This is a genomic window from Streptomyces sp. NPDC004658 (genome assembly GCF_040609555.1).
In the GTDB taxonomy this organism is placed as follows: Bacteria; Actinomycetota; Actinomycetes; order Streptomycetales; family Streptomycetaceae; genus Streptomyces.
The window spans coordinates 51541-71003 of sequence record NZ_JBEXKG010000007.1 but is presented as its reverse complement, the minus strand read 5'-3'; the positions used below and the strand labels follow the sequence as shown (position 1 = coordinate 71003).

Here is a 19463-nt window from a genome sequence, read left to right as displayed (position 1 = left end):
CTTCGTCCTCAACTTCCGGATCTTCGAGGGCAGGCGCGACAGCCAGTAACGATGGGAGGGGCGTTGGCACGGACCCTCCTCGGCGCGCTCCTCAACCGAGCCAGCACTGCAGCTCAGACCCCGGTCCCCTTCGCCTCCCGCTCCCAGTCCTACGGCCGCGGACTCTTCGGCGCTAGCCGCAGCACCACTGCCCAGCTCGACGCGATGGGCTCCGTCGGCACTCTCTTCGCCATCGTCAACAGGACCGCCAAGGCCGAAGCCGGCGTCGAGTGGGGCCTGTTCCGTAAGGCCAAGTCGGGCAAGAAGGAAGACCGAGTTCAGGTCACTTCGCACGCGGCGCTGGACCTGTGGAACAAGCCGAACGAGTTCTACACCCAGTCCGTGTTCGTGGAGGCCGGCGCGCAGCACAAGCTGCTGACGGGCGAGCAGTGGTGGGTGATCGCCAAGAACGAGCGGTCATCGCTGCCGCTGGAGTTGTGGCCGGTCCGCCCGGACCGGATGCGGCCGGTACCCGACCCGGAGACGTTCCTGTCGGGGTACATGTACACGGGCCCGGACGGGCAGGAGATCGCGCTCCGCAAGGAAGATGTGATCTTCATACGGACTCCGCACCCCACCGACCCCTACCGCGGTATCGGTCCGGTGCAGGCGCTCCTCACCGACCTCGACGCCGTGCAGTACTCCGCCGAGTGGAACCGCAACTTCTTCCTCAACTCCGCTGAGCCCGGCGGCATCATCGAGGTTCCGCAGGCCCTCAGCGACCCCGACTTTGACCAGTTGCGGGAACGCTGGAACGACCAGCACAAGGGCGTCGCCAACGCTCACCGCGTCGCCATCCTCGAACACGGCAAATGGGTCGACCGCAAGTACACCCAACGCGACATGCAGTTCGCCGAACTCCGCAACCTCTCCCGCGAGGTCATCCGCGAAGCGTTCGGCTTCCCCAAGCCCATGACCGGCGCAGTCGAGGACGTCAACCGCTCCAACGGCGACGCCGGCGAGCGAATGTTCGCCCGCTGGCTGGTCTGCCCCGACCTCGAAGCCATCCGCGACGCCCTCAACCACCAGCTCCTGCCGCTCTACGGAGCGACCGGGCAAGGCCTGGAGTTCGACTTCGTCAACCCCGTCCCCGACGACGTCGAATCCGAGGCGACACAGCTGACGTCCCGCTCGACCGCGGCGGCCGTACTGGTCCGGGAGGGCTTCGACCCTGCTGGCGTGCTGAAGGCGGTCGGGCTGCCTGACATCCCGTACTCGCGGCGCTCGGATGCGCCGGCACCTCTTGCACCGACGGCCGCGTGGGATGACGCCGTGGCTGGCCTGCTCGGTACGGACGTCGAGGCGGCGATGCGGTGGGAGGTCGTCACCGAGCACGACGACAACGTCTGCGGCCCCTGCGCCGAGCAGGACGGACGGCTCTACCGCAACCGCGCGCAGGCGTACAAGGACTACCCGGGCGGCTCCGGCTACATCCACTGCGTCGGCGCGGAGTACGGCAACGACTGCCGCTGCAAGGTCGTCAAGCGACGGAAGACAAGGGACGACGAGTGAGCAAGTACAGCAACCGTCCCGGGAGACTCCGCATCGGCGGCACCGGCCTTCCCGGTGGCACCGAGATCGACCTCGACGGCGAGGACATCGCCGGTGCAGTGACACATCTATCTCTGCACGTCGGGGTCGACAACAAGCCGACGGCCGTCATCGACGTGGTGCTGCACGAGCTGGACACCGACCTGGAGAACCCGCGCGTCACTGTCCCGCAGAAGACGCGCAACCTGCTGGTCCGGCTCGGCTGGACCCCGCCCGCCGAGGAGGCGCAGTCATGAACATCACGCTGCCCGGTAAGGCGGCCACCTTCCAGGCCAGCCAGCGCGCGCAGGCCGCCAAGCAGCGAGAGCAGCTCGGCATCGAGGCCCGCTCCTGGTACCGCATCAGCAACGCCGCCTCGCAGGACGAGGCCGAAGTGATGTTGTACGACGAGGTGGGCGGCTGGTTCGGCGCGACCGCCGACGAGTTCATCGCGGACCTGCGCGGCATCACCGCCCCGAACATCCGGCTGCGCGTCAACAGCCCTGGCGGCAGCGTGTTCGAAGGCATCGCCATCGCCAACGCGCTCCGCTCCCACCCGGCGAACGTGACGGTGCAGGTCGACGGGATCGCCGCCTCGATAGCGAGCGTGATCGCCATGTCCGGCGACCGCATCGAGATGGCCCCCAACAGCATGCTCATGATCCACGACGCGTCCGGCGTCTGTATGGGAAACGCCTCCGACATGGAAGAGATGGCCGAACTCCTCGACCTCATCTCCGACAACATCGCCGACGCCTACGCCGCACGCGCCGGCGGCACCCGCGACGAGTGGCGAGCCCGGATGCGCGCCGAAACCTGGTACCTCCCCGAGGACGCCGTCGACGCCGGACTCGCCGACGAAGCGCTGGCCGCACCGAAGGCCGGCACCCCGGCTGAGCCGGACGAGGGCGACGAGCCGGAGATGGCCCGTGCCTGGGACCTCGCCGCCTACGGCTACACCGGCCCGCGGCCGACCGAGCCGAAGGCAGAGGCCGGGCTGACCGAGGACATCCGGTCCCTGATCGGTGAGGAGATCGCCGCGCAACTCCGCGCCGCGGTCACCCCGCCCGCCGAGGACACGACCACCGTCGAACCCGCTGCCGCAGCCGAGGAAGCAGCACCCGAGCCCGAAGCGCGCATCGACGACCCGGAGCCCGAGGCGCCTGCCGCCGAACCCGTAGACGAGTGGGCCGCAGCCGTGGCCCGCCTCACCCAGGACGAGCCCGACGCGTGGTCGGTGCTGGTCTCCAACCTCACCACCACGGCGTCGTCCAGCGCGGCGACGGAAGCCTAGAAGGAGGCACTGTGGCTACTCCCACCATCCCGCGCACCCCGGACGAGCTGGAGGACATGCTCGGCGACACCGGGTTCCTCAAGCAGTTCAAGGACCAGGGCGAGCTGAAGGACTGGATCGTCGCCTACGGCAAGACGCAGGGCGAGAAGGATCCCGGCCTGGAGACCCAGATCCGCGAACAGGTGCAGGCGGAGATCGCCAACAGCCTGCGCGGCGACCAGATCGAGAACATCCACCGCCTGAACATGGCCCCCACATGGAGCGATGGCGCGGGCAACCGGTCGAAGTACTACAACGCCAAGGCCCCCGGCGCCGCGCTCGACAAGCAGTTCACCAACTGGGGTGACTTCCTCACCGCGACGTGGGCCGGCGCGAACACGGCGGAGGCGTTCTCCGCGCGCTCGGACATCAAGAAGATCCAGAACGCGTTCGGCTCCACGGTCCCGTCCGACGGCGGGTTCCTCATCCCCGAGGCGCTCCGCTCGGAGCTGCTGCGCGTGCCGATGGAGCAGGGCGTCGTTCGCTCCCGCGCCCGGGTCGTGCCCATGGAAACCCTCATGGTCCCGTACCCGATGATCGACTCCACGTCGAACGCATCCTCGGTACACGGCGGCATCACAGGCTACTGGACCGAGGAGGGCGGTACCCTCACCGACTCCAGCCCGACGTTCGGCCGCATCGAACTGATCGCGAAGAAGCTCACCCTGTACAGCGAGATCCCCAACGAGCTGTTCCAGGACAGCCTCGCCTCGCTGGAGCAGTTCATGAGCGAGTCGTACCCCGAGGCGCTCATGTGGTTCGAGGACTGCGCGTTCACCGACGGCAACGGCGTCGGCCAGCCGCTCGGCTACCTGAACGCCCCCGCAGCCGTCAACGTCCCCAAGGAGTCGGGCCAGTCCTCGGGCACGATCCTGTGGGAGAACATCATCAAGGCGTACTCCCGCATGCTGCCCGCCTCGCTCGGCCGCGCGGTGTGGGTCGCCAACAACGACACGCTGCCCGAACTGCTCACCATGGCCCTGTCCGTGGGGACCGGCGGTTCCGCGGTGTGGGTCGGTGACGGCGGCGGCCAGGACGCGCCGCCCGTGCGGATCCTCGGGCGCCCGGTCATCTTCACCGAGAAGGTCTCCAGCGTCGGCACGGCCGGCGACATCAACTTCGTGGACTTCGGTTACTACCTCGTGGGTGACCGGCAGGCGATGCAGATGTCCACGTCGACCGAGTTCAAGTTCGGCAACGACAAGACCGCGATGCGTCTGATCGAGCGTGTCGACGGCACCCCGTGGATCAAGTCCGCGATCACCCCCCGCAAGGGCTCCAACACCCTGTCCCCGTTCGTGAAGATCGCGACCCGCTGACTTCGCACCCCCGGCCCGGCATTAACACCCCGGGCCGGGGCCAACCCCAGGACGGCAGTAACGCCCCGTCCGGAAAGGCAAGATCATGGGAGCCATCGAAGGTCTCGGGAAGGACTTCCTTCCCGTTCCGATCGCGGCAGGTCAGGCGCTGTCCCTGCGCGACGCCGCTGCGGTCACGTTCGTCTGCACCGGCAACGACACGTTCACTCTCACCTGCTCGGACAGCTACAGCGGGACCTACGCGTCGCCGGGCAACATCATCACTCGCAAGATCACCAACACGGCAACGAACGGTACCGCGGCATTCGTCACCGCTACGCAGAGCGCGTCGAACGCCGTCACCATCTCCTCCGGCACGGTCGCCTTCTGCGTCACCGGCGACTCTCTGCCCGACGGTAAGTCGTACGTCAAGGTCTCCGCTGGCGGCTCCGGCCTCGTGACGGCACTCCTGCACGGTCTGACCGCGCAGCGCAAGGCCGACAACCTCGCGATCCCGGGGGCCTGACCATGTCCGTTCTCATTCAAAGCGACCAGCTGCGTACGCTCGCTGTCGGCACGAAGGTCGACCGCGCCACCGCAGCGCTGCCGCAGACCACTCAGTCCCCGATCTTCACTGTTGCCGGTGGCCGAGTCCTGGTGACGGGCCTGGTTGGCGAGGTCACCACCGTGATGGGGGCGACCGCGACGAACCTGAAGGTCACCGCCAATCCGACCACCGGTAGTGACGTCGACCTCGCGGCCAACGCTGCGGTGACCTCGAAGGAGGTCGGCTCTCTCATCACCCTGCCGGCCGCCAGCGGTTCGGCCCTGGTGGTGAAGAACGGTGGCGGTGGAGGTCAGTTCCCGGCGCACAACCCGTACGTGGTGCCGGTCGGCACGATCGACCTGGTCACGGACGCGTCTGACACGGGTTCCGTGAAGTGGACGCTGACGTACGTGCCCCTGGACAACGGCGCCACTGTGACGGCGGCCTGACGTGGCTCTGTGGCGATGCCGGGAGTGCACCACCGCCTATGCGGTGGGCCTCCCGGCGTGCCCTCACTGCCAGTCGAAGGACTACGAGGAGGACGGCGGCATGTCGCCGAAGATCACCGTATATGGCGGCCCCAGCGTGGCCGGCGTCTCCGCCATCGGGGGCGCGTGGAGCAACGAGGACGACGCCGACGAGTGGCACTCTCCCGGCGAGTTGGGAGGGGGCGACGAACCGGCCGTTGCCGACTCCGCGCCCGCTGAGGAGCAGCCGAGCGAGAAGCCCCGCCCGGCGCGCACCCGCACGGCCAAGAAGACCCGGGAGTAGGCCATGAGCGTCGGATTCTCCACCACGGCGGCGAACACGGCCCTGGACACCCTGGGCTCAACGTACTCGTGGATCAAGCTGCACGTCGGAGACCCCGGCGCTAACGGCACCGCCAGCGCCGCGACCGAGACGACCCGCAAGCAGGCGACCTGGGCGTCCGCGTCCGCCGCCTCCAAGGCGACGAGCGCGGACCTGGTCTGGACGGGCGTTGCCGGCAGCGAGGACTTCACGCACTTCTCGCTGTGGACCGCATCGACCGCCGGGACGTTCGGCGGCTCCGGAACGATCACCGCGAACGCGGTCACCTCGGGTGACACGTTCACCATCCCCGCCGGTCAGCTCACCCTCACCCTGCCCGTCGCAGCCTGACCAACCAGCCCAGCTTAGAGAGGAGGTGACCGCGCATGTCGCAGCGTTCCGATGCGGCGAGTGACCGCGTCAGCTACACGGCGAGCCCGCCGCCGGATCCCGCGACCGCGTTCACGGTCACCTTCTGGGCCCGGCTTCGCGTGGACCGTGATGATTTCTCCACGATGCTGCGGCTGCACTCGGCGTCCGGCGGGTCGACCACGGTCAACGTGGCGACCGGCAGCAGCGGCGTGACACCGGTGGTGGTGAGCCCCGGCAACACGAGCGGCATCGTCGCTACCGACTCCCTCGCGGTCGACGCGTGGCGGATGATCGCCGTCACGGTCGCCGGGACCGGCGCCACCGGCGGCAAGATCTACACCAAGACCATCGGCGGCACCACGAACATCGTCACCGGGCAGGTGTCCGGCGGCAGCGCACCCGACGGACTCACGCTCTTCGGTCGGTCGCCTGGTGACGCGGGCGAGTGGTTCAACGGCGGCTTGGCCTACGTGCGGGTCTGGTCGGCGGTCCTGTCGCAGGCCGAGATCGAAGCCGAGTGGGCGTCGGCGACGATCGTTCGCACGTCCGGGGTGTGGGCGAACTGGCCCATGCTCACCAACATCCTCGACGTCTCCGGCAACGGCAGGCATCTCACCGCCGGAACCACCGCGCTCACCACCGAGGACGACCCGTCACTCAACACGAACGTCACCGGATCGGCTACCGCTGCGCTCGGCGGGCTCACGGCCACGGCATCCGGCACACGCACGGTACGAGCCACCGCGGCCGGGCAGTTCGGCGGACTCTCCGCCACGGCAACGTCACCGTCCCACATCACCGGATCGGCCACCAGCACGCTCGGCGGGCTCACCGCGACCGCGCACGGCCGCGTCCCCGGCGCCCCCGAACAGGGCTCCTGGTGGGGCCTGGTCGACATCCTCCGCGAAGGCGCACAACTGGCCCGGGAGGAACGCGAGCGGGACCCCGTGGCCTGCCTCGACTGCGGCGAACCACTCCGCTCCGGCCCCCGTGGCCAGCTCTACTGCCCGTTCGACGGCTCCATCTGGGGCGCCGGGAACCGCCGCGTCGGCCACGTCAGCGCCACCCACCACTGAACCTGAGAGGAGGACGAGAGATGACCCAGCAGCCGGTGTACGCAACCCGCGAGGACGTCCAGCGCGCCCTTGACACCAAGCCGACCGCCCGCAACGCGTCGCAGATCGACCGGGCCCTCCAGTCCGCCTCCCGCGACGTCGAGCACCTGTGCCACAGGCGCTTCTACCCCGAGCAGGGGATCCGCTACTTCGACTGGCCGGACTCCCAGTACCGGCCGTCGTGGCGGCTGTGGCTCGACGACAGCGAGCTGATCTCCCTCACCTCCATCACCAGCGGCGGCGTGACCATCCCCCTGGACGACGTGCTGCTGGAACCGAACCGCAGCGGCCCGCCTTACACCCGCGTCGAGATCAACATCGGCACGTCGGCTGCGTGGGGCGGCGGCAGCACTCACCAGCGGGACATCACCATCACCGGCCTCTGGGGCTACCGCAACGACGAAACCACCGTCGGTGCCCTGGCCGCCGCCGTCTCCTCGGCCACCGCCACTACGGTGACGGTCGACGGCCCCACCGCCGCGGCGGTCGGCGTCGGCTCCGTACTGCGGGTCGACGCGGAGCGGATCCTCGTCACCGGCCGCACCATGGCCGACACCGGGCAGAACCTCGGCGGCACGGGCCTGACCGCGCAGCAGAACAACGTGGCCATCACCGTGGCCGACGGCAGCGGCTTCGCGGTCGACGAGGTACTGCTCATCGAGTCCGAGCGCATGCTCATCGTGGACATCGCCGGCAACACCCTGACCGTGAAACGCGGATGGGACGGCTCGGTGCTCGCCGCGCACGCGGCCGGCGTCGACATCTACGCCTCCCGCACCCTCACCGTCACTCGGGGCGCGCTCGGCACCACCGCAGCCACCCACACCAACGGCTCAAGCGTCGTCCGCTGGGACGCGCCCGGGCTGGTCCGGGACCTCGTCATCGCCGAGGCGATCGGCAGGCTCACCTCCGAGACGTCCGGGTACACGCGCGCCCTCCGCGCTGGTGAGGGCTCCGGGGAACGGAACCGCGACAACGGCGCGCTCTCGGCGCTGCGGCAGGCCGTGTATGACGCGGTGGGCCGCAAGGCCCGGATGAGGAGCGTCTGACGTGGCCATCGACATCACCTTCCGCGGCCCTCTCTTCGACGGTCGTGCCGAACGCGCCATTCAGGATGCCTGCATCGATGCCCGCGACGACGTCGCCAGCTTCGCGCAGGAGCACGCGCTCGGCCTGATGCGCGCCGCGTTCCGGAACCCGACCGGCTACTACGAGTCCCGCGTCACCACCACCCGCGTGTCCTCCGAAGTCGCGCTCGTCCACGACCAAGGCGTCGTCTACGGGCCATGGCTGGAAGGCGTCGGCAGCCGCAACGCCCCCGTCACCCGCTTCCCCGGCTACTGGCACTGGCGCCGCACCAAGGGCGTTGTCGCCGCGCGCGGCCCGCAGATCGCCGAGGCCGCCGTCCGCCGGCACCTGCCCGAGATGGGGGGCTGACCATGGCTCTCGACATCGCAGGGATCCTCGACGCCGCGGTCTCGCACGCCTCCGCGTCCGGCTACTTCGACCAGGTCAACGGCCACGAGCCGCTCCACCCCGCTGTCTCCGGCGGCCTCACCGCTGGGGTGTGGGTGGACCGGGTCACCCCGGTCCGGTCGTCCGGCCTGGACTCGGTGACTGCACTCGTCGTCCTCAACGTCCGCCTGTACACGTCGGCGCAGCAGCTGCCGCTCGACGCGATCGACCCGAACATGGTCGCCGCCGTCGACGCCCTCTGCACCGCCTACACAGGCGACTTCACCCTCGGCGGCCTCATCCGCCAGGTCGACATCTTCGGCACCTACGGCCAGTCCCTGGACGTCCGCGCCGGCTACCTGCCCCAGGACGGGGCTCTGCAGCGGGTCATGACGATCTGGCTGCCCTGCATCGTCAACGATCTTTGGGAAGAGGTGGCATAGGTGGCCAAGACCTCAGGCCTCGGCGACAACCTGTACATCGCCGGGTACAACGCGTCGGGCGACATTCAGGCCCTCGGCAACATCGGCGGCGGCCCGGCCCTGCTCAACGTCACCGGCATCGACAAGAGCGCCTACGAGCGGATCGGCGGACTGCGGTCCGGCCAGTTCGAAATGACGACGTTCTTCAACTCGGTGGCCGTCACCGGCGCCACGCACGAGAAGCTGTCTGCACTGCCCCGCACGGACGTCATCATGACGTACTGCCGCGGCACCACCCTCGGCGACCCCGCGGCGTCCCTCGTCGGCAAGCAGGTCAACTACGACCCCACCAGAGGCGACGACGGCATGCTCACCTTCGCCGTCTCCGCCCAGTCCAACGGCTACGGCATCGAGTGGGGCCGGCAACTCACGGCCGGGCTGCGGACGGACACGGCGGCGACGAACGGCACGAGCATCGACACCGCAGCGGCGGCCTCGTTCGGCGGTCAGGCGTACCTGCACGTGACCGCGTTCACCGGCACCGACGTCACGATCAAAATCCAGGACAGCGCGGACAACAGCACGTTCACCGACGTCGCAGGCTTCGCGTTCACCCAGGTGACGGCTGCGCCCGCATCGGAGCGGATCGCGCTGGGGAACACGGCGACGCTGCGCCGCTACCTCCGCGCATCGACCGTCACCACCGGCGGGTTCAGCTCGGTGACCTTCTCCGTCAACGTGATCAAGAACGAGGTCGCCAATGTCCAGTTCTAACGTCGTCCACCTCAACCGGATCGCGCCACGCATGGACGCCGCCGCGTACAAGACCTACGCGGTCGTATCCCCGATCGGCAGCCACTTCCGACGCGGCACCTGCGCGGAAACCCACTGCCCGCACTACCTCAACGGCTGGCGAACCCGCATCGAGAACCTCACCCCCGACCTGCTGCACACCGCCACCCACTCGGGCCGGCAGTACACCGTGATGCAGGTCGCCGAGGGCGAGTCGTACCTCGTCTTCCCCGCCGGTCAGCCCTGCTTCCGCGCGGCCGAGCACCGGGTGCGGCTGGACCGGGAGCCGCTCTACATCGTCCGCGACGGCGACCACCGCGGGAACCCGCGGGGGACCCGGGCGCGGCAGCACCTCAACCCGGCGAACTGGGTCGAGGACTTCTCCGAGCACCAGCAGAAGCTGGCCGACGAAATCAAGAAGGGGTGATTGGCTATGGCCAAGGCTTCCGGGTTGGGGCAGAGCGTCCTCTCTGTGGACGACGCGTCGGGTACCGCCCGCGCGATCAAGAACGACATCACCAACTGGCAGATGAGCACCCCGCGCGGCGTGCAGGACATCACCGGCGTCGACAAGTCCGCGAACGAGCGGCTGCTGCTGCTCGCCGACGGCTCCGTCACGCTGAACGGCGTCTTCAACGCCGCCGCCAACCAGTCCCACGACGTGTTCAAGACCGTCCCCAGCACCTCCGTGCAGCGGACCGTCACGCAGACCGTCAACGGCGTCACCCTCGCCATGGAGATGATCGCCACCGACTACCAGCTCACCCGCTCCGACTCGGGCGAACTCACCTTCTCCGTCCCCCTGTCCCTCGCGGACGGTTCGGTACCGACCTGGGCGTAGCTCCAAGTTGCGTACTGAGTCTGCTAGTTGCTCGATAGACTATCCAAGTCATCAGCGCTGGGAGGCCAGGTCATGGGCGGAGCAACGTCCGGCAAGTTCACCGTCAAGTCATGTGGCAAGGCGCACGCCTGGTGCGCCGAATGCCGCCCCGCACAGGCAGCCGCACAGCGGAAGCCTCCGAAGCCGAGGAAGGAGCACGACAAGCCATGCAGGAACTGCGGACGCTGCGACGCGTGCCTCGGTCTCACGGCTCCGGAGGGCATGAAGATCTGCCGGGACTGCAAGGAGACGAAGCCGCTGACGGCTTTCGCTCGGCGCAACGACACGGGCGGCTACCGGAATCAGTGCATGCAGTGCCGAAACAAGGGCATGTCGGCTGGTCACTGCCAGCGGTGCGGGAAGTCCTTCACTCGACATTCGGCCGGTCGCACGCACTGTGCGGCATGCCGTCCGGCCCTCACCAAGCCGTGTGCCCGGTGCGGCAAGGAGTTCGTCGGTTCGATGGAGCAGCGCCGGTACTGCTCGCCGGAGTGCCGCGAGGCCACGCTGAGCGAGCGGCGGCAGAGGGCGTATCGAAGGCAACGCACGGCGGCGCTCCGAGCGTATGGCGGCGAGGTACCCGCTTGCGTCTGCTGCGGGGAGACGATCACCCAGTTCCTCGCCCTCGACCACATAAACGGCGGTGGCCATCAACACCACCGGGAGACCGGCGGCGGTGGCTTCTACACCTGGCTCAAGCGCCACAACTACCCGGCCGGGTTCCGGGTGCTCTGCCACAACTGCAACTTCGGCCGACAGATCAACGGCGGGATCTGCCCGCACCAGGAGAGATGAACATGGGCTACCGCAAGACGACCCGCCGTATCGAGGTGTCCCTCAAGGGCCACAAGACCTACGGCGACGACACCGACTACCCGCTCGCCTACGCGCGCGGCAAGAGCCTCGGCGAATACCTCGGCCTCATGGGCTACAGCGAGCCGGAGGAAGGCGACGAGCGCAGCGGCGTCGTCCGCCAGCTGGAGGAGTTCGCCGACGCCCTCATCTCCTGGAACCTGGAACGCGAGGACGGCACCCCGATCCCGTGCACGCGAGAGGCGCTGTTCACCGAGGTCGACAACGACCTCGCGCTCGCGCTGGCCACGGAGTGGATCGAGCGGCTCGGCGGCAAGGTGGACGACGCCGACCCTTTGCCGAGCAGCTCGCCCTCTGGCGAGCCGTCCCAGGTGGCGTCCATCCCGATGGAAGCACTGTCGGCCCCCCAGCCGAGTTCCAGCGTGCCCGCCTGATCTTGTCCCTCTGCGAGCGGTTCCACTGCCTACCTTCGGCGCTGCTCGCAGAGGACTCCGAACTGCTTCACCTGATCGAGATCGAACGACTCGGCACGCCCGAGCACACGGAGGGAGGGGACGGCCTTGGGTAACGACATCGAAATCCGCGTCAGGGTCGCGAACAACACCGCGGCCGGCCTCGCGGCCGTCAACCGCTCCCTCAACCAACTCCGCGACCAAGCCCGGGAAGCCGGCCGCGGCCTGGACGGGCTCGCAGCGCGCGCCACGGTTGCGTCGGTGGCGCTGCGGGAGCTGAAGGACAGCGCACAAGACGCGGCCCGCGCGCTCCGCTCGCTGAACACCGCGGCCCGGAACGCCGATGGCCGCCTCACCACCATGTCGGACCGGTCCCGCACGCTGCGCCGGGACACGGACGAACTCGACGGCAGCATGCGCCGCCTCACCACCACCATGGGCGACCTCCGCGGCGGCAACGGCAACCTCCGCGTCAGCCTCAACGACAGCGGGCGCGGCCTGGACAACCTCCGCAAAGCCGCACTCCTGCTGTCCCCGGCGCTCATTCCGATCGCTGCGGCTGCGGTGCCCATCGCCGCGAACCTGACGGCGGCCGGCGCTGCCGTGGGCGCGTTCGGGCTGGCGATCGCGGGGCAGCTCGGCGCGGTCAAGGACGCCTCCGACGCCCAGAAGAAGTACGACGACGCGGTCAAAAAGCACGGCCCCGCGTCGAAGCAGGCAGCCGAGGCTGAGGCCCTGTACCTGGAGCAGGTCCAGAGCATGGACCCGGCCACCCGCAAGGCCGCCGCCGCACTCACCGTCCTCAAGGACCAGTACAAGGACTGGTCCAAGAGCCTCGCTGGCGACACGATGCCTGTCTTCACCAAGGGCCTCGCCGTCGCAGGCGCGCTACTGCCGAAGCTGACCCCCGCGGTGAAGGGAGCGTCGACCGAACTGGATCGGTTCATGACGATCCTCGGCGGCGGCATCCAGTCCGGCGGCTTCGCGAAGTTCATGGACAGCTTCAGCCAGTTCGCAACGGGCGCCTTGTCGAAGGCGAATGACGCGCTCGTCCACTTCATGCGGACCATGTCCGGGGGCGCCGGCTCGTCACAGTTGTCCGAGTTCATGGACTACGTCCGCAAGGCCGGTCCGCAGGTCGGTGAGACGCTGGGCAACCTCTCCCGGGCGCTGGTGCACCTGGTGACGGCAGCGTCTGACACGGGCCTGTCCGTCCTGACGCTGGTGAACGCGCTTGCCAAGTTGGTCAACGCGATCCCGACCGGTGTGTTGTCGAACGTGATCCAGTTGTACGCCGGGTTCAAGCTGCTCCAGGTCGGTATGGCCGGTGTTTCTGGTCTGGCGTCGTCGGCGGCGGTCGGGCGGCTGCGGGCGTACTTCCAGGTGATGGGTCGGGCTGGCGTCGGGACGACGCTGCGGGCTACTGCGGCCAGCCTGACGACGATGCAGAAGCTGGGTGGCGTCGCGGGTGTCCTGGGCGCGGTCGCGCTTGGCATCAACGCGTTGGCGGAGAAGGCGCGCGGGGCGCCCCCGGACGTCGACAAGCTCGTTACGTCGCTGAAGGGCCTGGCCGACACGGGGAAGTTCTCTGGCGAGTTGGCGAAGACGTTCGGCTCGATGGACGGCTTCGTCGCCAAGGTCGGCCAGATACGCGCCGAATCCGAGTCGCTGAAGAAGGTCAAGTTCCTGGGGGACTTCGGCGGGCTGGGTGCTTTCACTGACACCGCCGTGTCCAAGGTCGATGACCTGCTGAACGGGACGAAGAGCCTCGGCGCGGTCAAGGACGACCTGAAGTCGTTCGATAAGGCGTTCGCGCAGCTTGCCTCGGGTGGGCACGCGAAGGAGGCGGCGAAGCAATTCAAGCTGTTTGAGGACGCCCTCAAGAAGGCCGGGTACTCCCAGAAGGACATCAACAAGCTCTTCCCCGAGTACAAGTCGGCCGTCGCGGACGCTAAATACGAGCAGGAGTTGGCCGCCCAGTCGATGGGCCTGTTCGGCGATGCGGCGCAGAAGGCGTCGGCGAAGCTCAACGAGCAGAAGGCGTCGGCGGACGGGCTGCGGGGCGCGATCCAGGCGTTGAACGACGCCCAGCGCGCCGGGCTCGGCGGCATGATCGGGTTCGAAGCGGCCATCGACAACGCCGCGAAGGCCGCGAAGGACAACGCAGGCGCCCTGACGATGACGCACGGCGTGCTCGATCTGAACTCGGAGAAGGCCCGGAACGCGGCCAGCGCGCTCCAGGATCTCGCGGACAAGACGGACGCTGCCGCGTCGAGCGCGCGGGAGTCGGGGTCGTCGTGGGAGACGGTCAACGGGATCTACTCCCGTGGCCGCTCGCAACTGATCAAGTCGGCTGAGGCGATGGGTCTGACCAGGGACCAGGCCAGGCAGCTCGCGGATCAGATTCTGAAGATCCCGAACAAGACCGCGCGCGTCAAGATGAACACCGAGGACGCGAAGGCCGGACTGGACGCGTTCAACGCCGCGGTCAGGAAGACCCCGGGCGCCAAGAGCGTGACGCTGAAGACGCTCAGCAAGAGCGCCGAGGAGGTACTGGAGTCCTTCGGGTACAAGGTCAAGCGCCTCCCCAACGGCAGCGTCAGGGTGACCGCGGCGACCGGCAGCGCGCTCGCTGGGATCCGGAACGTCGCGGGTGCGATTGCCGCGCTGCACTCCAAGAGCGTCACGATCACGACGAATCGCGTCACCAAGTTCACCAGCGTGCAGAACGGCGTGACGGTCGCCAAGCGGGACTACGCGAGCGGCGGCCTCGTCAAGGGCTACGCCGACGGCGGCGACGTCCAGGCGTTCCCCGACGGCGGATACGTCCAGGGCCCCGGCTCCGGCACCAGCGACAGCATCCTCGCGTTCATGGGCTCGGGCGCGGTCGCCGCGGTCTCGAACACCGAGTACGTCGTCAAGGCCGCCGCGGTCCGAAAGTACGGCGTCAAGATGCTCGACGCCCTCAACGAGGGCCGCCTCCAGGTCGCAGGGTTCGCCAAGGGCGGCCACCTCAGCAAGGCTCAGCAGAGGGCGCGTGCGCAGGCTCAGGCGGAGGCACAGGCCCGTAGCGACGCGCGCGGGGACCTGACCATCAGCCACTTCGGGTACATGGCGGGCTACCGCCGCTCGGAGATCGGCAACGCCCTCGGCAAGCCCGACAGCCTCGGCAGCCTGGTGTCGGCGCTGAACCAGTGGCGCAACATCATCATGAAGGCCACCCACGGCAACACCGAGTCCCGGCTGCTCAAGCAGCTCGACTCGGCCGGCCGGTCGCTGCTGAAGTGGGAGAAGCAGCTCACCAGCGTCACGAAGTCGCTGGAAGGCGCCAAGTCCAAGCTCAGCGACCTGAAAAACGCGTCCGCACAGCTCGCCGCCTCGGTGAAGGGCAACCTGCTCTCCTCCACGAACATCACCCGCGGCGCGTCCGGCGACAGCACGGTGACGCTGGGCTCGATCCAGTCCGGGATGCGCACCAGCAAGGACAAGGTCACCGCGTTCGCCAGCGCACTCAAGCAGCTCCGCGCGAAGGGGTTCTCAAAGTCCATCATTCAGCAGGTCGCCGAGGCCGGCATCGACGGCGGCGGCCTGGAGACCGCAGGCGCCCTGCTCCAGGCGTCGGCGTCCGAGGTCAAGACGATCAACGACACGCAGGCGCAGATCGAATCAGCCGCCAGCAGCGCAGGCAAGACGACCGCCGACGCCGTGTACGACAAGGCGATCAAGCAGCAGGAGCGGTACGTCAAGAGCCTGGAAGGCCAGCAGAAGAAGCTCACCCAGTCCATGGACAAGCTCAGCCAAACCATGGAGAAGGCCATCGAGAAGGCGTTCGGGAAGAAGGCCGCGGGCGGCATCGTCGGCGCCGCAGCCTCCGGCGGCCTCCGCTCCGGCCTCACCCTCGTCGGCGAACACGGCCCCGAACTCGCCGACCTGCCCATGGGATCCCGCGTCTGGTCCAACCCCGACACCCGCCGCAAGCTCGCCGCCGGCCAGGCGCCGTGGGCGTCCATGCTCACCGCACCCCGCCGCCCTGCCGCCGCGGCTGTGGGCGCGGCACCGGCGACCGGCGACGGACAGCCGATCGTCATCCAGCTCCGCATCGGCGAGCGGGAGTTCGGCGAGCTGTGGGTGGAGACCGGCCGGAAGGCCGTTAAGACGCGCGGCTCCATCGAAGCGACACTCCGGCCACCGCGCGGTCGGTAAGAGAGGAACGAAAGTGCACCGCTACAAAGTGTGGAACTCTGCGATGCCGACGACGTCGGCCATCGCGAAGGTGGCCACGGGCACGAGCATCAAGACGATGCTCCAGCTCGCCACGCCCAGCACGAGGCAGATACAGCTCATCTCGTGGGGCTACTCGTTCGATGCGGGCCCCTCGTCGGCGGGCGTGGTCGAGCTGATCCAGACCGACGTCGCCGCCACCGTCACCCAGCACGTCGCATCCGGAGTGCAGCCGCTCGACCCCAACGCGCCCGCGTCGCTGCTTACCTTGGGCACTACCGCGACCGGCTACACCGCCACCGCAGAGGGCACCACCACCGCATCCCGCGTCCTCGACGCGGTCGAGGTCGCCCCGTCCAGCAGCTCGGCGCCGTCCGTCTGCTACTCGTACCAGTGGATGCCCGACGAACGCCCGATAATCGCCGTCAGTAAGTTCCTCCGAGTCCGGGCGACCATGGGCAGCAGCGTGAACATGCTGGCCTGGGTCTGCTTTGACGAGTAGGTAGCCCGTGCCGGGAAACATCGCAGCGCAGGTGATGGCCTGGCAGCGCCGTATGGGCGGCATTGCAGGCCCGCTCGCCGCCGCACCCAGCGGATCCGGGGACGCCGACAACGGCACCCCCGTCCAGGTCGAAATGCTCGTCTCCGGCACGTGGGTGGACATCACCAGCTACACGCTGGTCCGCGACGACAGCGGCCAGATCGCCATCACCAGCGGCATCCGAGACGAAGGCTCCCAGACTGAAGCTGGCACCTGCTCGCTGGAGTTGGACAACAGGGACGGGCGGTTCTCTCCCCGGAACCCATCCGGCCCGTACTACGGGATCATCGGGCGGAATACGCCGGTGCGCGTGTCCGTGCCGGACGGCATGGGCGGAAAGAGCTACCGCATCTGGGGCGAGGCCTCGGAGTGGGTACCGAACTGGGACACGAGTGGCACCGACGTGTGGACGGACCTGTCTGCCAGCGGCATCCTGCGCCGCCTCGCTCAGGCCCCTACCCCGGAGCGGAGCCCCATCTACGAGGCCATCGCCAACCCGCCGCTCAGCGGTCTCGTCGCGTACTGGCCGTGCGAGGACACTTCAGGCGCGACGTCCGTCGCGGCAGCCCTCCCCGCCGGCGGCAGCCCCATGAAGTTCACCGGCAGCCCGACCCTGGCCGCCTACACCGGGTTCGTCGCATCCGATCCGCTACCGACCTTCACCGGAGCTTCCCTGACGGGTGGCGTCTTCAAGTACGGCATCACCACCGTCACCCAGTACCAGATGCGGTTCTTCCTCGCCGTCCCGACCGCCGGGCTGTCCAACGGCGACATCATCGCCCGCGTCCGTGTCACGCCGGCCGTGGTCGGCGACGTGCAGTACTTCGACATCGAGTACAACGACCCGCCGGGTGGCGTGGGTTCGTTCGGTGGGCCGGGCACCATTTCGGTTCTGCCGTACAACAGCGAGGAATCTCTCCTCGGCTACAGCGGCATCGAATCCATCACCATGGACGTGCGCAGCAGGCTGCTCCGCGTGTCCCTGGAGGTCGCGAACAACGGCACCGCCCTGTCGGTGACGCTCCGCACCCTGGACATCAACACCGGCGCTACGGACGCCACCACCATCGGGCTGACCAGCACCAACGTCACCCAGGTCGAATCGATCGCGCTCGCCCCGTCCACGCTGGCCCAGACGGTTGGTGCCACCGGTATGGCGGCCGGGCACGTCACGCTCCAGACCACGATCACCCCGATCAGCGACCTCGGCACCGCGGTGCAGCCCACCGGTGAAACGGCGGGCCGGCGGATCCAGCGGCTGTGCGACGAGGAGGGCATCGCCTTCACCTGGATCGGGGATCTTGACGACACCGTCACGATGGGCCCGCCGGGGAAGGCCAATACGCTCACCCGGATCCAGGAGTGTGTCCTCGCGGACGGCGGCATGCTGTACGAGAACCCAGGAGCGTTGGGTCTCGGCTACCGGACCCGCGCGAGCCTGTACAACCAGGACCCGACGCTCACCCTGGACTACACGGCCGGGCAGCTCGCACAGATTCCGGTGCCGGTCGAAGACGACCGCTACGTGCAGAACAAGGTCACGGTCACCTGCAACGGGGTCTCGGCGACGTACGAGGAGACCAGCGGTGCTCTGGGGACCGCGCTCCCACCGGCCGGGGTAGGCACCTACGGGCAGGATGTGACGCTGAATCTGGCGTCCTCGGACTCCGAGACGCTCCTGAACCAGGCGGCGTGGCGGGTGCACCTCGGCACGGTGGACGAAGCCAGATTCCCGCAGATCAGCGTCAACCTCGCGCACCCATCGATCAGCCCGGACATGCGCCGGGCGATCCTCGGCATGCGGATCGGCGACCGTATCCAGATCACCAACCCGCCGGCCTGGCTGCCGCCCGACACGATCGACCAGCTCGTCCTCGGCACCTCAGAGACGATCACCCACTTCGAGCACCGGCTGACGTTCAACTGCCAACCCGCCTCGCCATACTCAACGATCGGCTACACGGACAGCAGCACCGCGCGCGTCGACACCGACGGCTCAGCACTGCTCTCCGCAGCGTCCTCGTCAGCAACATCACTGGTGGTGGCACCGACCACGACTCCGCCCGTGCTGTGGACCACCGACTCTGCGGAGTTCCCGTTCGACATCCGGGTGGGTGGGGAGGTCATGCGCGTCACCGGCGTGACCTCGTGGCTGTCGGACACATTCACGCGCACAGTCTCCAACGGCTGGGGCAGCGCGGACACGGGGCAGGCGTGGACGGTGGCCGGCGGCGCCACCAGCGACTTCGCAGTATCCAGCGGCGCGGGTACGCACACGCTGACCTCGCTGAACGTGGCCCACCTCTCGCTCACGGACACGAGCATCACGGACTTCGACTTGTACTGCGACGTCGCCGTCTCCGCGACCGCGACCGGGGGCTCGATCTGGGCGGGACCGCTGGGCCGCTACCAGGACTCGGAGAACTACTACCAGGCCAGGTTGGAGTTCGACACCAGCTCGACGCTGCGGCTGGAGATCCGGAAACGCGTCGACTCCGTCGAGGGCGTCATCGGCGTCACCTACGTGATGTCGGCTGCCTACACCGCCGGCGTCTTCTACCGCGTCCGCTTCCAGGCGCAAGGCGCCTCGTTGAAGGCCAAGGTGTGGCGGCCGTCGAACCCGGAGCCCGACTGGCAGGTCACAGGAACTGACGGGGCGTTCTCCACCACCACCTCGTTCGGGGCCCGGTCGATCCTCTCCTCCGCGAACACCAACCCGAGTCCCGTCGTCTCGTTCGAGAACTACCAGGTGGCTTCGCCGCAGACCTTCACGGTGACCCGCAGCATCAACGGCGTCGTGAAAGCACAGACCGCCGGCACCGACGTCCGTCTCGCCTACCCCGCGATCATCGCTCTCTAGGAGT

The 19463-nt window shown here is 68.5% G+C and carries 20 protein-coding genes; all 20 read left to right on the top strand.

Annotated features, from left to right (window positions below; translation table 11 throughout):
- Nucleotides 1-63 precede the first annotated feature (63 nt).
- The 20 genes from ABZV94_RS05145 to ABZV94_RS05050 all read left to right on the top strand — a co-directional run bounded on the left by ABZV94_RS05145 (nt 64) and on the right by ABZV94_RS05050 (nt 19459).
- The gene (locus tag ABZV94_RS05145; RefSeq protein ID WP_356337310.1) at nt 64-1551 is read left to right on the top strand and encodes a phage portal protein; all 1488 of its coding nucleotides are present in this window, start codon (nt 64-66) and stop codon (nt 1549-1551) included.
- Nucleotides 1548-1826: a hypothetical protein gene (locus ABZV94_RS05140; RefSeq protein WP_356337308.1), complete on the top strand. Its 279-nt coding sequence runs from the start codon at nt 1548-1550 to the stop codon at nt 1824-1826. Before ABZV94_RS05145 ends, ABZV94_RS05140 begins: the two co-directional genes overlap by 4 nt.
- Complete coding sequence (locus ABZV94_RS05135) at nt 1823-2863, top strand: head maturation protease, ClpP-related (RefSeq protein WP_356337305.1); 1041 nt, start codon at nt 1823-1825, stop codon at nt 2861-2863. Before ABZV94_RS05140 ends, ABZV94_RS05135 begins: the two co-directional genes overlap by 4 nt.
- Nucleotides 2864-2874: 11 nt before the next feature.
- The gene (locus ABZV94_RS05130; RefSeq protein ID WP_356337303.1) at nt 2875-4221 is read left to right on the top strand and encodes a phage major capsid protein; all 1347 of its coding nucleotides are present in this window, start codon (nt 2875-2877) and stop codon (nt 4219-4221) included.
- Nucleotides 4222-4306: 85 nt separating this feature from the next.
- The gene (locus ABZV94_RS05125; RefSeq protein WP_356337301.1) at nt 4307-4726 is read left to right on the top strand and encodes a hypothetical protein; all 420 of its coding nucleotides are present in this window, start codon (nt 4307-4309) and stop codon (nt 4724-4726) included.
- Between the two features lie 2 nt (nt 4727-4728).
- A complete protein-coding gene (locus ABZV94_RS05120) occupies nt 4729-5196 on the top strand; it encodes a hypothetical protein (protein ID WP_356337299.1) in 468 nt (155 codons plus the stop codon).
- Nucleotides 5197-5296: 100 nt separating this feature from the next.
- Nucleotides 5297-5518, top strand: coding sequence for a hypothetical protein (locus ABZV94_RS05115; RefSeq protein WP_356337298.1), 222 nt, complete (start codon nt 5297-5299; stop codon nt 5516-5518).
- A 3-nt stretch (nt 5519-5521) separates the two neighbouring features.
- Nucleotides 5522-5887, top strand: a complete 366-nt coding sequence (locus ABZV94_RS05110; protein ID WP_356337296.1) for a hypothetical protein — start codon at nt 5522-5524, stop codon at nt 5885-5887.
- Nucleotides 5888-5922: 35 nt separating this feature from the next.
- On the top strand, nt 5923-6984 hold the full coding sequence (locus tag ABZV94_RS05105; protein ID WP_356337294.1) for a LamG-like jellyroll fold domain-containing protein: 1062 nt from the start codon (nt 5923-5925) through the stop codon (nt 6982-6984).
- Between the two features lie 20 nt (nt 6985-7004).
- On the top strand, nt 7005-8072 hold the full coding sequence (locus tag ABZV94_RS05100; protein ID WP_356337292.1) for a hypothetical protein: 1068 nt from the start codon (nt 7005-7007) through the stop codon (nt 8070-8072).
- Nucleotide 8073: 1 nt separating this feature from the next.
- Nucleotides 8074-8460, top strand: coding sequence for a hypothetical protein (locus ABZV94_RS05095; protein ID WP_356337289.1), 387 nt, complete (start codon nt 8074-8076; stop codon nt 8458-8460).
- A 2-nt stretch (nt 8461-8462) separates the two neighbouring features.
- On the top strand, nt 8463-8921 hold the full coding sequence (locus tag ABZV94_RS05090; RefSeq protein WP_356337287.1) for a hypothetical protein: 459 nt from the start codon (nt 8463-8465) through the stop codon (nt 8919-8921).
- Nucleotides 8922-9674: a hypothetical protein gene (locus ABZV94_RS05085; RefSeq protein ID WP_356337284.1), complete on the top strand. Its 753-nt coding sequence runs from the start codon at nt 8922-8924 to the stop codon at nt 9672-9674.
- Entirely contained in the window at nt 9661-10119 is a 459-nt protein-coding gene (locus ABZV94_RS05080) for a hypothetical protein (protein WP_356337281.1), read from the top strand. Before ABZV94_RS05085 ends, ABZV94_RS05080 begins: the two co-directional genes overlap by 14 nt.
- A 6-nt stretch (nt 10120-10125) precedes the next feature.
- Nucleotides 10126-10533 carry a hypothetical protein gene (locus ABZV94_RS05075; RefSeq protein ID WP_356337279.1) on the top strand — a complete coding sequence of 136 codons (408 nt, stop codon included), beginning with the start codon at nt 10126-10128 and terminating at the stop codon, nt 10531-10533.
- 501 nt (nt 10534-11034) lie between these two features.
- A complete protein-coding gene (locus ABZV94_RS05070; protein ID WP_356337278.1) occupies nt 11035-11367 on the top strand; it encodes a hypothetical protein in 333 nt (110 codons plus the stop codon).
- A 2-nt stretch (nt 11368-11369) separates the two neighbouring features.
- Entirely contained in the window at nt 11370-11819 is a 450-nt protein-coding gene (locus ABZV94_RS05065; protein ID WP_356337276.1) for a hypothetical protein, read from the top strand.
- Nucleotides 11820-11945: 126 nt separating this feature from the next.
- Nucleotides 11946-16040 (top strand): phage tail protein, encoded by a 4095-nt coding sequence (locus ABZV94_RS05060; RefSeq protein ID WP_356337274.1) that lies wholly within the window; start codon nt 11946-11948, stop codon nt 16038-16040.
- Nucleotides 16041-16053: 13 nt separating this feature from the next.
- On the top strand, nt 16054-16560 hold the full coding sequence (locus ABZV94_RS05055; RefSeq protein WP_356337273.1) for a hypothetical protein: 507 nt from the start codon (nt 16054-16056) through the stop codon (nt 16558-16560).
- A 7-nt stretch (nt 16561-16567) separates the two neighbouring features.
- Nucleotides 16568-19459 (top strand): hypothetical protein, encoded by a 2892-nt coding sequence (locus ABZV94_RS05050; protein WP_356337270.1) that lies wholly within the window; start codon nt 16568-16570, stop codon nt 19457-19459.
- The last annotated feature ends 4 nt before the right edge of the window (nt 19460-19463 follow it).

Coding starts and splice junctions, on each gene's coding strand:
- ABZV94_RS05135 (WP_356337305.1), top strand. CDS start 1,823: ATGAACATCACGCTGCCCGGTAAGGCGGCCACCTTCCAGGCCAGCCAG.
- ABZV94_RS05125 (WP_356337301.1), top strand. CDS start 4,307: ATGGGAGCCATCGAAGGTCTCGGGAAGGACTTCCTTCCCGTTCCGATC.
- ABZV94_RS05120 (WP_356337299.1), top strand. CDS start 4,729: ATGTCCGTTCTCATTCAAAGCGACCAGCTGCGTACGCTCGCTGTCGGC.
- ABZV94_RS05115 (WP_356337298.1), top strand. CDS start 5,297: ATGTCGCCGAAGATCACCGTATATGGCGGCCCCAGCGTGGCCGGCGTC.
- ABZV94_RS05110 (WP_356337296.1), top strand. CDS start 5,522: ATGAGCGTCGGATTCTCCACCACGGCGGCGAACACGGCCCTGGACACC.
- ABZV94_RS05105 (WP_356337294.1), top strand. CDS start 5,923: ATGTCGCAGCGTTCCGATGCGGCGAGTGACCGCGTCAGCTACACGGCG.
- ABZV94_RS05100 (WP_356337292.1), top strand. CDS start 7,005: ATGACCCAGCAGCCGGTGTACGCAACCCGCGAGGACGTCCAGCGCGCC.
- ABZV94_RS05090 (WP_356337287.1), top strand. CDS start 8,463: ATGGCTCTCGACATCGCAGGGATCCTCGACGCCGCGGTCTCGCACGCC.
- ABZV94_RS05080 (WP_356337281.1), top strand. CDS start 9,661: ATGTCCAGTTCTAACGTCGTCCACCTCAACCGGATCGCGCCACGCATG.
- ABZV94_RS05075 (WP_356337279.1), top strand. CDS start 10,126: ATGGCCAAGGCTTCCGGGTTGGGGCAGAGCGTCCTCTCTGTGGACGAC.
- ABZV94_RS05070 (WP_356337278.1), top strand. CDS start 11,035: ATGGAGCAGCGCCGGTACTGCTCGCCGGAGTGCCGCGAGGCCACGCTG.
- ABZV94_RS05065 (WP_356337276.1), top strand. CDS start 11,370: ATGGGCTACCGCAAGACGACCCGCCGTATCGAGGTGTCCCTCAAGGGC.